This is a genomic window from Psychrobacillus sp., assembly GCF_032154225.1.
Taxonomy (GTDB): domain Bacteria; phylum Bacillota; class Bacilli; order Bacillales_A; family Planococcaceae; genus Psychrobacillus.
The window spans coordinates 46,107-59,271 of the sequence record NZ_JALDYF010000007.1 but is presented as its reverse complement, the minus strand read 5'-3'; the positions used below and the strand labels follow the sequence as shown (position 1 = coordinate 59,271).

Annotated in this window: 15 protein-coding genes; 10 read left to right on the top strand and 5 right to left on the bottom strand. The window is 34.9% G+C overall.

The features are described 5' to 3' along the window. Positions 1–573 precede the first annotated feature (573 nt). From RUH95_RS11165 to RUH95_RS11155, 3 genes are all read left to right on the top strand, one after another. Positions 574–942 carry a hypothetical protein gene (locus RUH95_RS11165; protein ID WP_313892949.1) on the top strand — a complete coding sequence of 123 codons (369 nt, stop codon included), beginning with the start codon at positions 574–576 and terminating at the stop codon, positions 940–942. Positions 943–1,155: 213 nt separating this feature from the next. Next, entirely contained in the window at positions 1,156–1,557 is a 402-nt protein-coding gene (locus RUH95_RS11160; protein ID WP_313892948.1) for a hypothetical protein, read from the top strand. 127 nt (positions 1,558–1,684) lie between these two features. Further along, entirely contained in the window at positions 1,685–2,518 is an 834-nt protein-coding gene (locus RUH95_RS11155) for a hypothetical protein (protein WP_313892947.1), read from the top strand. 46 nt (positions 2,519–2,564) lie between these two features. On the opposite strand, the gene RUH95_RS11150 is transcribed toward RUH95_RS11155, so the two are convergent. Genes RUH95_RS11150 through RUH95_RS11135 form a run of 4 tightly spaced genes read right to left on the bottom strand, consistent with a single transcriptional unit; the run spans position 2,565 to position 4,597 of the window. Beyond that, complete coding sequence (locus RUH95_RS11150) at positions 2,565–3,491, bottom strand: alpha/beta fold hydrolase (RefSeq protein ID WP_313892946.1); 927 nt, start codon at positions 3,489–3,491, stop codon at positions 2,565–2,567. A gap of 8 nt (positions 3,492–3,499) precedes the next feature. After that, on the bottom strand, positions 3,500–3,946 hold the full coding sequence (locus tag RUH95_RS11145) for a small multi-drug export protein (protein ID WP_313893101.1): 447 nt from the start codon (positions 3,944–3,946) through the stop codon (positions 3,500–3,502). Then, positions 3,946–4,392, bottom strand: coding sequence for a hypothetical protein (locus RUH95_RS11140; RefSeq protein WP_313892945.1), 447 nt, complete (start codon positions 4,390–4,392; stop codon positions 3,946–3,948). Before RUH95_RS11140 ends, RUH95_RS11145 begins: the two co-directional genes overlap by 1 nt. After that, complete coding sequence (locus RUH95_RS11135) at positions 4,382–4,597, bottom strand: helix-turn-helix transcriptional regulator (protein ID WP_313892944.1); 216 nt, start codon at positions 4,595–4,597, stop codon at positions 4,382–4,384. The genes RUH95_RS11140 and RUH95_RS11135 overlap by 11 nt, the downstream gene beginning before the upstream one ends. A 219-nt stretch (positions 4,598–4,816) precedes the next feature. On the opposite strand from RUH95_RS11135, the gene RUH95_RS11130 reads away from it, so the two are divergent. Next, a complete protein-coding gene (locus RUH95_RS11130; RefSeq protein WP_313892943.1) occupies positions 4,817–5,026 on the top strand; it encodes a hypothetical protein in 210 nt (69 codons plus the stop codon). Between the two features lie 75 nt (positions 5,027–5,101). Here RUH95_RS11130 and RUH95_RS11125 read toward each other — a convergent pair whose 3' ends face one another. Then, complete coding sequence (locus RUH95_RS11125; RefSeq protein WP_313892942.1) at positions 5,102–8,131, bottom strand: efflux RND transporter permease subunit; 3,030 nt, start codon at positions 8,129–8,131, stop codon at positions 5,102–5,104. 579 nt (positions 8,132–8,710) lie between these two features. Here RUH95_RS11125 and RUH95_RS11120 point away from each other — a divergent pair. The 6 genes from RUH95_RS11120 (at position 8,711) to RUH95_RS11095 (ending at position 13,082) form a co-directional block, all read left to right on the top strand. Further along, complete coding sequence (locus tag RUH95_RS11120) at positions 8,711–9,187, top strand: MgtC/SapB family protein (RefSeq protein WP_313892941.1); 477 nt, start codon at positions 8,711–8,713, stop codon at positions 9,185–9,187. Between the two features lie 106 nt (positions 9,188–9,293). Beyond that, positions 9,294–10,268: a glutaminase gene (locus RUH95_RS11115; protein ID WP_313892940.1), complete on the top strand. Its 975-nt coding sequence runs from the start codon at positions 9,294–9,296 to the stop codon at positions 10,266–10,268. A 74-nt stretch (positions 10,269–10,342) separates the two neighbouring features. Then, on the top strand, positions 10,343–10,666 hold the full coding sequence (locus RUH95_RS11110; protein ID WP_313892939.1) for a hypothetical protein: 324 nt from the start codon (positions 10,343–10,345) through the stop codon (positions 10,664–10,666). Between the two features lie 123 nt (positions 10,667–10,789). Then, positions 10,790–11,308 carry an RNA polymerase sigma factor gene (locus RUH95_RS11105; protein ID WP_313892938.1) on the top strand — a complete coding sequence of 173 codons (519 nt, stop codon included), beginning with the start codon at positions 10,790–10,792 and terminating at the stop codon, positions 11,306–11,308. Beyond that, positions 11,298–12,275: a hypothetical protein gene (locus RUH95_RS11100; RefSeq protein WP_313892937.1), complete on the top strand. Its 978-nt coding sequence runs from the start codon at positions 11,298–11,300 to the stop codon at positions 12,273–12,275. Before RUH95_RS11105 ends, RUH95_RS11100 begins: the two co-directional genes overlap by 11 nt. A gap of 153 nt (positions 12,276–12,428) precedes the next feature. Next, complete coding sequence (locus tag RUH95_RS11095) at positions 12,429–13,082, top strand: sugar transferase (protein WP_313892936.1); 654 nt, start codon at positions 12,429–12,431, stop codon at positions 13,080–13,082. The last annotated feature ends 83 nt before the right edge of the window (positions 13,083–13,165 follow it).

Sequence of the window (13,165 nt, the reverse complement as noted above, 5' to 3'; positions counted from 1 at the left end):
ATTTTGCTTCAGAAATTCTAGTAGTTAGTATCTATTTTAGAACATACGTGTGGTATAATAGAGAGATAATAGATTGGTAGCTCAAGGGTGGTTGGCTCACTCCCGTTCGAAAGGGGGTGGTGCCGGTGTCAGTATTTGAAGCATTAATGTTTGCAGTAGCTTTCGCAGCATTGATTGTATCAATTCTTTCATTTGACCATAAAAAATAACCCATCCTTGAGTTGACAGCTCAGATGGGTTACTACCTTATCTAATAGCCAATCCCCTTGAAGGGAACCTACTATTATATTTGACCGTTTGATGCGCAAACATCATTCGGTCTTTTTTATTGTACTCAGATGTTGATTTTAGTATACGTTTATATTTATCTTTTTTCAAGTATGAGGTATGTATTATCATAGGAACTCACCTTGTTTAGCTGCTATATATATTATTGCTCTGCATTCGTCACATATAAACCCCTTCGTGCATATTTATATGAACAACGATTGAAAACATGGAGATCGGTAATATATCCATATGGCTTTAAATATACTAAGGATACATATTGGATTGGTGTTTAGGGGGTATTATATGAAAAGAAAATATTTTAACAAATTGAGGATAGTTCTTTCTAGTGTTGTAATCATTTCATATATTTTATTTATAAATTCTTTTAAAGAATCAAGTGAAAATGTTAATAGTTTTTCGGAAATATTAAGTTACAATGAGTTAATTAGCTTCATAGAACAAAGTGTACAAGAAAACGGCTATGGAAAAACTAGTTTGGACTATACTATTTTACCTGGTAAAAACGTTGAAATAATAATAAAACTGGCAGATGAAAATATGGATGATAGCATAAAAAATGAGGTACACCAAATAGCAATTGAATCAATAATTTCTTATAGTTTTGATCCTCAATATTTTCGGATTTCCATTACAGATTATACAACGATGTAAAACTTTAAAGTCCTGCTCTTCGGAGTGGGGCTTTTTTCAATAGGTATAAATCAAAAGAGCAAAACAATTTAAGATTGACGTTGATTAGTATTATCATATACTATTATAAATAGTAATGATAATCATTTTCAATTAAGTGCTTCACAACTTCTATTTCAAAAAGAGAAAGTAATAATACAGTTAAAGAACTAAGTTACATAAGGAGGAATATCTTTGAATGAAAATTTTATAATACTAGAATTGTTTCAGCAACAAATAAGTTGCTGCTGTCCAAAACAAAAGCACCAACATATGATTGAGTTTCGTCAAGGGGATGTTTGGACAATTACAAACGAGCGGAAGTATGTTGATTGTTTAGGATGGCATATTTTAATGACTGTTAATAGAGAGTTTCAGTTTCTTATACATGTGGAAGATTTAGAGGAACTGTATAACAAAGGGAAGATTTGCTCCATTATGGATTTGGACCTAAAAATGATTCATTTGAATTTTAAAATAAACGAGGCACTTGATTCACATGATAAGGAGTCATTTAATTTATTTGCTAATGAACTGAGTGAAATTCAGAAAATCAAGAATGAAATGCACTACTCTGTAAATGTACAAGCTTTTTGAGAAAAAAGGGTATGTTCATGACAGTTTCCAACTATAAGTCCTACTCTTCGGGGTGGGGCTTTTTATACATAGACTTCGCTCTTTTCAATACGTAGTATTAAAGGAAATGTAATTGGAGGGAAGTAGAATGTTAAAAAAGGTTTTTAAAGTTCTAATGTTGCTCGCTTTTGCACTTGGGTGTACTTCGTTTAGTTTGGAACATGCGGATGCTTCAACTAAAGTAATGTGGGGAAAGACGGAATTGAAATTAGGGCAAATTGGGAAGGTTACTATCTTGGCAAATACGAGTTTGGTCAAATTGGGAAGTGATGGGTCACTTTCAACAGTTCGTTCTTTGAAAAAAGGGGAAGAATTTAGAGTTTATAGCTATAAAAATAATCATGGTGGTTTATACGGAGTAGGTGGAGGAAGCTTTGTTCAGAAAAATGGCGCAAAAGTAAAGTATGAGACTCCTTCTAAAAGTAAGCTCGCTTTGTTGAAAAAACAAGTGGCTGTAACAGGAGGGCTTGCTCCAAAGGCTGGTTTACAGCTTACGTATTTTCCAAATTTAATAGATAAGTCGCAAAAAACATTCGTGGCTACTAAAGAGCCAGGAAGTGCGCATATTTCTTTAAATTTTAACGGCAGTATTGTTGGAGGGTACACTTATGTTGAGAGTAATAACAGATTTACCATGGGTGTAAATGAAACAGATTGGACTTTATTTGATTTTGGATACCCCATGACTGAAGGGAAACAAACGAAAGAATATTACCTTACGGATGACTGGGAGCAAGCTTTTAATTATATTAATGTCGAAAGTACAACGAGCACAATTACAGTAAAAGCTGGAACATTTAAAAATGTTGTCATTATTCGTTCTTCTGGTGGAGCAGCATTTTATTTTGCTCCAGGTTACGGTGTTATTAAAGTTGTAGGTTCAGATGGTAAAGTGTTAACTGAATTGATTTCTGTACAATAAAAGGAGGCACCAGATTCTCTTAGAAGGACCTGGTGCCTCACTATATTTACTCCACCTCTTTCATAAAGGCTCTAAAACTTTCAACCATTTCTTTCGATTTCGTATGGTGTAAATAATGTCCACCTTTGAGGCTTATCATTTTGCCATGCATGGAGTCTTTTATTAGTTCAGCATGTAGTGCTTCCCATCCTTCTAATTGCGTGTCATCCTCTGCTAAAAAGAAAAGTACAGGAAGGTTTTTTGGGAATGTTAAGTTCTCAGTAGCCTTGGCATTGTTTCCGAAGTTTTTTCCTTCGTTTATGATACTAGGATTCATCATGTTTTGATGGGTAATTAATTGCATTTGTTCCTTTGTTATATCATCTGTGTTTGGTGGTACTAGTGGATCTGGGTCTACGTTCGTTATTAATCGAAGAAATCCTGTTTTTTCTAATACTTGATAAAGCGTTGCTGGAAATTCATCCATGCCTTCTTGTGTTGGTACACTGCTATCGATTCCAACAAATGCACGAACTTCATTTTCGTATTGATTTACATATTCCAGTCCGTAAACGCCAAATATGGAGTGCCCCATTAAAATATAGCTATCCATGTTTAATTGCTGTAACGCTTCGTGCGTTTCTTTTACAAGATTGTCCACGCTTCGTTCCTTTTTTGTTACATCGCTTAGACCGTATCCAAAAGGCTCGATTACTACAACTTTATAATAAGGAGCAAGCTCCTCTACAAGTGGTGCGAAGTCGATACCCGGAGAAGCTGTTGCGAATCCAGGAAGTAATACGACTGTTTCTTCGCCCTCTCCTTGAATCACCACGTTCATATTCTTTCCATCTACCGTCACATACTGTCCGTAGCTTTCAATTTTACCTTTTTCTATCTTTTTACTAACGAGATTAATAGTAAATCCGACAAGTAAAACAGCACTTATCATGACTGTGATCATTTTCAATAAAATAATAAATACTTTCTTCATTTTTTTACTCATCCTTTCTGTACAAAGAAATCAAAGCCCATTGCTGTTGCAATGCCAAATATGAGTGTCCATAAGCCAATACTAACGGCCATCCAAATGGTTGTTCTCACTTTACTTGCTCCAAACAACAAGCCAATGAAGGCTGCGATATGTGTTCCGATTAGAATTGGACCAAGTAGCGCCAGTCCAGGCATTCCGTATTTATTCCAAATGCGTTTACCACGTTCTGTACGTTTTGAATCACCTTTGCCATCTTTCTGTTTTTTCTTCTCCATCCAAGTTTTCACTTTTTCGAAGGCAACAATTAGGAAAAGAACTGTTAGCATATTGCCAACAAATGCGAGTAGCATAACCCAAAATGGAGACAATCCACTAATGATTCCTAAAGGTATGACAAGAGCAATTTCCAACCACGGTATCGCTGCTCCTAAAAACACTAAAAAATACTCAATCATCATTCATCTGCCCCCATATATTTTCTGATTTCTCTGTAATAAATTAAATATTGACCAAACGAAAGAAGTAAAAGTGCTACAATTACTGCGATTGTTCCTAATGACAATCCAAGAGACAAACCCGCTAATAATGGAATGGACCATACAAAATAAGAATAGACTTTTTTCGTTGCACGTTTTGTAATCTCTTGAAATAGCTCGTCATCATCCATATATTCTTGTGGCTTCCAAGAGAAAATAGTTATTTTTTGATTAGGCATTCGTTTATTGTGCTTAGCAATATTCCAAAAAAGTAATACGAGATAGACTATGATAAGCAAAAATATGATTCCTAAAATACTATTTGTAATATAGGAAGAGAGCCCGTATAGCAGCGTAAATAGAATCATTAGCAAAATAGCTCCCATTTGCCATAATGGATACGTAATCCTCATATCATTTTTCATTGTTATCCTCCTCTTCTAACCAAAATAATTCATTAATATCACAATTCAACGCATGTGCAAGCTTTAGTGCAAGCGTAATAGACGGTGAAAATTCTCCTTTTTCAATAAAGCCAATTGTTTGCCGTGTCACACCAGCATGCTTTGCAAGTTCAATTTGTGTGAAATCATGTCGTGCTCGTAGTTCTTTAAGTCGATTTTTAAGCATCGTGACACCTCCTTATTAAAATGTACATTAAACTTAACATTGTGTAAAGTATTATTAACATTTGGTTAAGTTTAGTATACATTTTATGCTTCCCTGTGTCCGAAACATTCATGTTTATTCAAACAAACGTGAATGTTTCGGACACAGGGAACAAACAAACATTTTGTCGGGGAATCATGATATAATAGAATACTTACGCATTATCGGAGGTGTATATATATGAATAAAAAATGGACGATTGAAAACATCCGGGATTATGTCGCAAAGAATTCGGATAGTGAATTACTTTCCACGGAATATACTGGATTCTCACAAAAGCTACAGTTTAAATGTTCATGTGGAAATCAATTTGAAAAGACATTAACAAAATTTAAAGGTAGCAACCAAAAGAAATGTTCAAGTTGCCAAGAACCTAGACCTTCACGTTAATCTTTTACAGTATTGAAAAAATAAATAAACCAGGACATAGCGTTTAAGCTATGCTCTGGTTTATTTTTATTTGCATTATATAGCATCTCTCTCTGTTGCTTGATTAGTTCGTTGTTTCTTTGACTTTCTAAAATAAAGCAATTCATATATACAAGGAACTACAATAAGAGTTAAAAGAGTTGCCATAGCTAGCCCACCAATAACTACTATAGCTAAACTTTGTGACACTAAGCTTCCAGCTTCAGCTTGTTTCATTAATAGTGGAAGCATCGCACAGATGGTTGCAATCGCAGTCATAAAGATTGGTCTCATTCTTGTTGAAGTAGCTTCGACAAGTGCATCACGAATAATCATTTTTTGTTCATTTTGTTTTACTCGGTCTAATAGAACAATCGCATTTGTTACGACGATACCAATGAGCATTAATGCTCCTAAAAGTGCCGTTATATCTACAGGAATTCGGCTGATAAGAATTCCTAAAATAGCGCCAATCGCAGCAAGTGGCAGCGAGCAAAGAATGGCTATTGGTGCTCTGATAGATTTGAAAGTAATTACCATTATTAAAAATACAATTCCGATGGAAACAAGCATAATAAGAAATAAATCTGTAAAATCATCTGCTTGCTGGCTACTAGATCCACCGATTAGTACGTTAATATTTTTGGGGATATCCATACCTTTATGGTCTTTTTGATCACCGAAAATTTCTTTCGTTACTGCACTAGAAATTTCAGATAGCCTTGTAGGATCAACTGTTGCTGTTACTCGGAGATATGCTTCTCCGTCTTTATGAAATTGAGTGGTTGAACGTTCTTCGCTTTCTAACTTAGCAACGGACGAAACTGGTACAAGTCCTGAATTTGTCATGATTTCTATATTTTTTAAGTCTTCAGGTGTTTCAGTATTCAAGAGAGGTTCCAGGAATACTGTTTTTTGTTTGTCATTCAAACTAATCGTTCCGATAGGTGTCTTGTTAAGCATCACACCTAATTGCTGAGCAACTTGTTCTGTGTTTCCTTTTGTTGGATCAACTGTGAGAGAGTAGACAGTTTTCTTTTCATCTTGATTAGTCGTTACTTCTTCAACACCATTAATGCTCTCCACTTTTTCTTTAATATTTGTAGCAACTTTTTCAAGCTCAGCAATATTGTCTCCGACTATATCAATAATGATATTTGAACTGGAACCTCCCATCATAAAGGACGCTGTATTTATTTCTAAAACGGCATCTGGGTATTGTTCCTTTTTCTTTTCTAATTCTTTTAATATATGGTCCGCCTTCTTTTTGTCGTGCAATAAAATACTGTAGGATGCTTCTGTTGGCGATCCGACCCAGCCATATTGAGCAGCTTCAGCAGGGGATCCTACCTGTGAAAATACATACTGTACCTCATCCATATCTTGAATAAATGCTTCTAGTTCAATTGTCTTTTCTTTGACCTTTTCAATCGGCGTATCATTCGAATAACTTAAAGTGGCTGTTACATAATCTGCAGAAGAGTTATCAACTGCACCTTTTGGAATGACAAAATAAGCACCAATGGAACCGATGAAAAGAATCATCGAAATCGAGAAGACAATCCATTTATGATTTAAAGACCATGTGACAATTTTGGGAAAACGAACAGCTGGTTTATGTTCAGGAATTTTTGAATTCTTCAATAATCCCGCACTCATTAACGGTACAACTGTCAATGCTACGATTAAAGAAGCAAGTAACGAATAAGTAACTGTTAGAGCAAATGGTAAAAGGAACTCTTGAAGTCCACCATTCAATAGACTTACAGGTAGGAAAACAGCTACTGTCGTTAATGTAGAAGCAGTAATAGCAACTCCTACTTGTTTAGTTGCATCAGTAACCATTTGGACAGAAAATTTTTCCGTTTGCATTTTTCGGAAAATATTTTCGATAACAACAATACTATCGTCAACTAGACGTCCAACTGCAACAGCGACCCCGCCAAGCGTTAAAATATTTAATGTCACGCCAGACCATGATAATAGGAATAGCGTGAAGCAAAGAGACAAAGGTATCGATAAAATCGTAATAAAAGTAGAACGGATATTTCTTAAGAAGACCATGATAACAATCGTCGCAAATAGTGCACCAAGGAGTACTTCTTTTACCATCGTTTGAACAGAGTTTTGAACTAAATCAGCAGAGGAGATGTAAACAACAGATTCCTGTTGCTCAAATTTTTCATTGATTTCCGCTGTTACTTTTTCAACTTCCTTACTAATAGCTACGGCATTAGACTTACTGTCCTTAGTGATGCTAATATCTAAGCTATCCTTTCCGTTGAAGCGGCTAATGAAATTTGTATCAACTGTTTCTTCAACAATTGCTATATCATCAAGCATTACTCCAGGAATAATAGTTAATCCTTTAAGCTTTTCAATACTTGTTAAATCTCCGATTACTTTGATATTGCTGGCTTTTCCATCTATATTCTTTTCACTGACAGCAACCGCGGTATTTTGTCCTTGAAGAATACCCATGACAGCTTGAATAGGAACCTGGTTTTCAGCCATTTTTATATGATCTATTTGGACGGAAATGCTAGAGTCATTAAGCCCATACACATCTACACTGGAAACCCCTTTGATTTCTTGATACCGAGATTGAAGCTCTTTTCGAGCAAATTCCATATTTTCATTAGTCATGCCATCTTCAAATGTAACGGCAATGTTAACAATTGGAATCATCGAAGTATTTAGCTGTGAAATAGTTGGCTTGGATATATAGACAGGAAAAGATATATTGCTTAATGCATCTTGGACATTCTGTTTTGCCTGCTTCATATCGTACCCAGCTTCAAAGTTCAGGTCTACCTTAGAAAAACCGTCTCCAGTTGTAGAATAGATGGATGTTTTTCCATTCACTCCAGTAACTGCTCTTTCAATTGGAAGGGTCACTTCATCTTCCATTGTTTTGGAATCAGTTCCCGGACCCATGGAAATAATGGTTACTTGCGGATTGTCAGCAGAGGGTAAAAATTCCATAGGCAGTCTAAAATAACTGACAACACCTATTACTAATATTAAGATGGTCAAAACAGTTACAGCAGCCTTGTTCCCAAAAGCCCACTTGGTAAATATCGACATAAAAAAACTCCTCCCACAAACTATAAAATTTGATAACTAATAAAACACTAAGATAAATGCAAAATGGAACTACAACATTTCAAAAAAACTTTTGAAAAATTAAAAAAATTTAAACTAAATACTCCCTTCCTCATACATTTAAGTTGTGTTTTCATTGTAAAAAACGGAAACCTATTCCACATTGATCCTGAGAATTATATTTTTCTAAGACCTAAGGCTTAGAAGATATTGGAAGGCTTCTCTGGCTTAATATTATTTGCAGAAACGATGAGCAAATAAAGAGAGTAATTATTCACTGTTTGTGTCGTTTAAATATAGACGCTTATTTATGGTAGTTTTTAGGAGTATATTCAAGTCAAGTGGCCACCATGTAAAAGAGGTAAAATCTTGATATTTCAAGGTTTTACCTCTTCTTATTTTAGTATTGTGCGTAAATAGCCTGTTGCGATGGTATTTTAAACATGTTTAAAACATTTGTATGATAAAATATAGTAATCTAAAGATTCCGTTAATAATAATTGCAAAATAATTAGCATAGAGATTGCTATGATTTAATTAAAAAAAGAGGAGTATTACATTATGAATTTTATTACATCATTATTCGATTCACATGTTGATTTATATATTCGACTAATTATAGCGACTTTTATAGGTTTTTTTATAGGTTTAGAAAGAGCAATTAAAAATAAGCCAGCAGGTATTCGAACACATATATTAGTATGTTTAGGGTCGACACTCGCGATGTCTTTATCTACTTTGAACCAAGGGCCATATATGGACCCAATGCGTTTAGCAGCGCAAGTAATTAGTGGGATTGGTTTTCTTGGTGCAGGAGTAATATGGATAGACAAAGGTAATGTAAAACGTGGTCTTACAACTGCTGCAAACCTTTGGATTACGGCATGTGTAGGTTTAACGATTGGTTATGGAGCATATGATTTAGCTCTTATCACTGTAATACTTATGTTTATTGCAATGAGTTTACCGAAACTTGTGCAGAAAATCGGTATTTTGCCTTCAAGAGAAAAAGAAGACGAAGATAGTGACGGCGAATAAGCCTTACATTGTAAAAGCTACAATTACCGTATTACCGGTTTATTGTAGCTTTTTTTGTATTCTTCATTAAAATGAAGATAGATGAAATAGAGTAGGGGATACAATAATGGAACAAGTAAAAAAAGATTCAACTAATCAACGTATTATAGAGGAATGGGTGGAGCAGTATCGTGCTTTTTCTTCAGAAGGAAAAAATGCTTCTTATATTCCAGCATTGGAAAAAGTCGATTCGTCGTATTTAGGTATATCGATTATAGAGCCTGATGGAACAATCATTCAGGCTGGCGATTGGGATGTAGCTTTTACATTGCAAAGTGTCTCGAAAGTAATTAGTTTTATCGCTGCATGTATGCATCATGGTATTCCTTATGTATTGGATAGGGTTGATTTAGAACCAACTGGAGATCCTTTTGATTCGATTATTCGCTTGGAAATGCATAAGCCAGGAAAGCCGTTTAATCCGATGATAAACGCTGGCGCAATTACAGTTTCTTCGATTCTTCCTGGTGAAACGGCACAAGAAAAGCTAGAATCGATCTTCATTTTGCTGGAGAAAATGTTAGGGAAGCCTTCTCATTATAATGAAGAAGTGTTCCAGTCTGAATGGGAAACGGCTAATCGTAATAGAGCCTTAGCTTATTATTTAAAAGAAACGGGTTATTTAGAAATGGAAGTAGAAGAAGTGCTAGAAGTGTATTTGAAGCAATGCTCTATTGAAGTAAATACAGCAGATATTGCTTTAATCGGATTGATTTTGGCACATGATGGATATCATCCTATTCGAAAAGAGCAAATTATACCGAAAGAAGTAGCTAGGCTGGCGAAAAGTTTAATGCTAACTTGTGGGGTGTATAATGCTTCAGGTAAATTTGCTGCTTTTGTAGGGATTCCTGCAAAGACTGGGGTATCAGGTGGAATAATGGCTGCTTTACCTCCGCGTGGAAGAAATGTGGACTTACCTCTTTTAGAAGGATGCGGTATAGGCGTTTATGGACCAGCGATTGATGAATATGGGAGCAGTGTGGCAGGTGTCCTATTATTACAGCATATAGCGAAAACTTGGGATTTAAGTGTTTTCTGAAACTAATTCTATATAAGGACGTATATTAGCTAATAAGAATAAATTAGATGTCCAAAAAGAATTGGAGGGAATATATGAAAAAGATTATTATACTGATTGGAACGATTGTGAGTTTAGGAATGATTAATTGGATTCTTTCGTATGCATTTAGTGTTCAATTCTTTGATATTGGTATTCCCTATGGAATTGTGGCTCTGTTTATTATTTATATGTATACAGATAGGAGCGGTGCAATAAGCCGCCATATGGAACCACAAATTCAAGGCCAAATTGGGGTAAGAATGAATATTACTACTCGAATACATGGTACATCATTTATTCTCATCGGATCGATAGTTTATTTTCTGCTAACGCTCATAGTTTCTTTTTATATTTATAAGGATTATTTTATTAATTAAAATTTCATATAGAAAAATAACACCAGTGGAATGAGAATCTGGTGTTATTTTTATTTTCATACATAAAAATGTCACATGATGACGCAGTTGTTTGTCTTATATAGTGAAGGGGGTGCGGTCGTAGTGTTGACAAATTTATCGGAGACTCATTTGGAAGAATCCAAAGAAACAAGAATCGAAGAGTTATTGAAAGAATACCATTCGAAAATTTATGCTTATTGCTTTAACATTTTAAGAAATTCGCATGATGCCGAAGATGCTGCGCAAGAAGTATTTATCAAGGCGTTTCAGAGTAAGAAGCTGTTGGAAATCAATAATACAAATGCATGGCTGTACAGGATTGCCTATAATCATTGTTTAAATAAAGTGAAGCGGAAATCTTTTATTGAATTTATTCCATTTGTGGAAAAGAACCGGGGGCAAGAAGACGATACGAACAGTGATATGGAATTAAGTTATATACTCTCCAAATTGAAGCCAAAAGAAAGAGCGATGATTGTGCTGCGAATTGTGGAGGATAAAGATTTCACTGAAATTGCATCTATTCTAGATATTGGTATACCTACTGCAAGAAAACGGTTTGAACGAATAAAATCGAAAGTGCAAAAGATACTAGAAGGGAGAATGCAAGATGAAGGATAAAATCAAAACATTTGAAGAGTTTGAAGCACGTATGAAAAGCCAAGAGATTCCACCAGTTCAACGGAATATTGAATTGGAACGAAAAAAAATATACAAGCCAATCTATTTGCGCGCATCGTTTATCGCTATTTTCCTTTCTATATGTGTCACTGCATCGATTGCGACTGCTATGAACTATACAGGATGGAAGCTTTTTAATGCCGAAGGGCAAGAAGTTTTTGAAATGAAAACGATGAGTGAGGAAGAAGAGGCACCGCATCGGAAGTATGATGAAGTCATGGAGAAGTATCGTGTTATTAAGGAAAAACTTAGCGATATGCCTAAAGGGAAGTTTAGGTATTTTCTAGCTGTTGATGGATATGAAGAACTGGGGATGTACGGCGGCTACGGATTAACGATGTTGCATAATGGAGAGAAAATTGACAGTGTAATGCAAATCCCAAAAGAATTAAAAGAACTACTTCTTTTGAAGGAAGATTTACAAGTTCCAGAAGAAGTTAAAGAGTCTCTCTATTTTGAGGGGATAGGCGAAGATAAACTTGTACTAACAGAAGGTACTATCTATTATAATTTTCCAGCAATTGAAGTTGATGGATTGGCTAAAGATATGTACGCTGAAGCGAAAGAAAATAATGTGGAATATATTGTTAGAGAAGGTACTTTAACAGACGACATAAGAGAAGTAAAGCTTCTGTATAGTGAAAATAAAGAAGGCTTTGGTGGAATTGAAATTACATTACAATCTGCTAATGAAGGAATGTCTACTACTGAAAACTTAGCTAGTTCAACGAAGCTAACCGAAAACGGAGTAGATTACTTATACGATCCGGTGTTCCAACAAGTCTATTTTGTAATAGAAGATGATACAAAGAAATTTATAGTAACTATTAGATTTACAACAAAATGGGAAGGAATTGTTGTTGCAAAGGAAGACGTACTAGCAATTGCAAAAAGTATTTTAAAATAGCAAAACAAAAAGAGGACTCAATGAGTCTTCTTTTTTTTGCCTAGTTTATCGACTTGTCCAAGACTTGTTTTCTTTTAGTTCTTTTTTGATAAGGAAGATGAATATACTGTCTTAGATAGTTCTTATTTTACGAATATTAAAGGAGACAGTGCTTTGGAAAATGTCAAAAATATGATGTATCAACAAACTAATCGTTACATTTATCACCGTTTTGGTAAAAGAATTGTAGATGTAGTTGTAAGTGTTTCGATTCTTGCCATTTACATTCCAATACTTGTTCTTTTTTCTATTATTCTCTTTCTGTTTTCCGGGGGACCTATTTTTTTCACACAAATTCGAGCGGGGTTAAATAATACCCCTTTTACTATTTGGAAATTTCGAACAATGCAACCAACGATAGAAGAATCTAGTAGTCATCAATATGATTGGGAAGGTGGCGTTCCAAAAGATTTTTCATTTACAAAGCCCGAACATTTGAATATCACTCAATTAGGGAAAATATACAGGAAATTCAGCATAGATGAAATACCTCAGCTTTGGAATGTCATAAAAGGGGATATGAGCTTTGTGGGACCTAGACCCGAAATGCTAGAAATTACGAAACATTATTCCGCTGAGCAGAAAAGTCGTTTACTTGTAAAACCAGGTCTCACAGGTTATGCACAAATTCAAGGAAGATCAAATATAACGCATGGTGAAAAGGTTAATCATGATTTGTATTATGTGCAACATTGTTCATTCCTTTTAGATTTGAAAATTATCCTACGCACAATACTAATTGTCATAACTGGAAAAGGAGCTTACTAGTCATTTGTAGGAATAGATTTTCTATTAAATGGGTAGAGTGGTAATGGATATACTAAATTAAAATATAGTTAAAAGTATTGGTT

Bases quoted from the DNA above. Each gene is read 5' to 3' on its own strand.
- RUH95_RS11140 (WP_313892945.1), bottom strand. From the start codon at position 4,392: ATGAAAAATGATATGAGGATTACGTATCCATTATGGCAAATGGGAGCT.
- RUH95_RS11125 (WP_313892942.1), bottom strand. From the start codon at position 8,131: ATGTCGATATTTACCAAGTGGGCTTTTGGGAACAAGGCTGCTGTAACT.
- RUH95_RS11135 (WP_313892944.1), bottom strand. From the start codon at position 4,597: ATGCTTAAAAATCGACTTAAAGAACTACGAGCACGACATGATTTCACA.
- RUH95_RS11155 (WP_313892947.1), top strand. From the start codon at position 1,685: ATGTTAAAAAAGGTTTTTAAAGTTCTAATGTTGCTCGCTTTTGCACTT.
- RUH95_RS11150 (WP_313892946.1), bottom strand. From the start codon at position 3,491: ATGAAGAAAGTATTTATTATTTTATTGAAAATGATCACAGTCATGATA.
- RUH95_RS11115 (WP_313892940.1), top strand. From the start codon at position 9,294: ATGGAACAAGTAAAAAAAGATTCAACTAATCAACGTATTATAGAGGAA.
- RUH95_RS11120 (WP_313892941.1), top strand. From the start codon at position 8,711: ATGAATTTTATTACATCATTATTCGATTCACATGTTGATTTATATATT.
- RUH95_RS11100 (WP_313892937.1), top strand. From the start codon at position 11,298: ATGAAGGATAAAATCAAAACATTTGAAGAGTTTGAAGCACGTATGAAA.
- RUH95_RS11130 (WP_313892943.1), top strand. From the start codon at position 4,817: ATGAATAAAAAATGGACGATTGAAAACATCCGGGATTATGTCGCAAAG.
- RUH95_RS11110 (WP_313892939.1), top strand. From the start codon at position 10,343: ATGAAAAAGATTATTATACTGATTGGAACGATTGTGAGTTTAGGAATG.
- RUH95_RS11165 (WP_313892949.1), top strand. From the start codon at position 574: ATGAAAAGAAAATATTTTAACAAATTGAGGATAGTTCTTTCTAGTGTT.
- RUH95_RS11145 (WP_313893101.1), bottom strand. From the start codon at position 3,946: ATGATTGAGTATTTTTTAGTGTTTTTAGGAGCAGCGATACCGTGGTTG.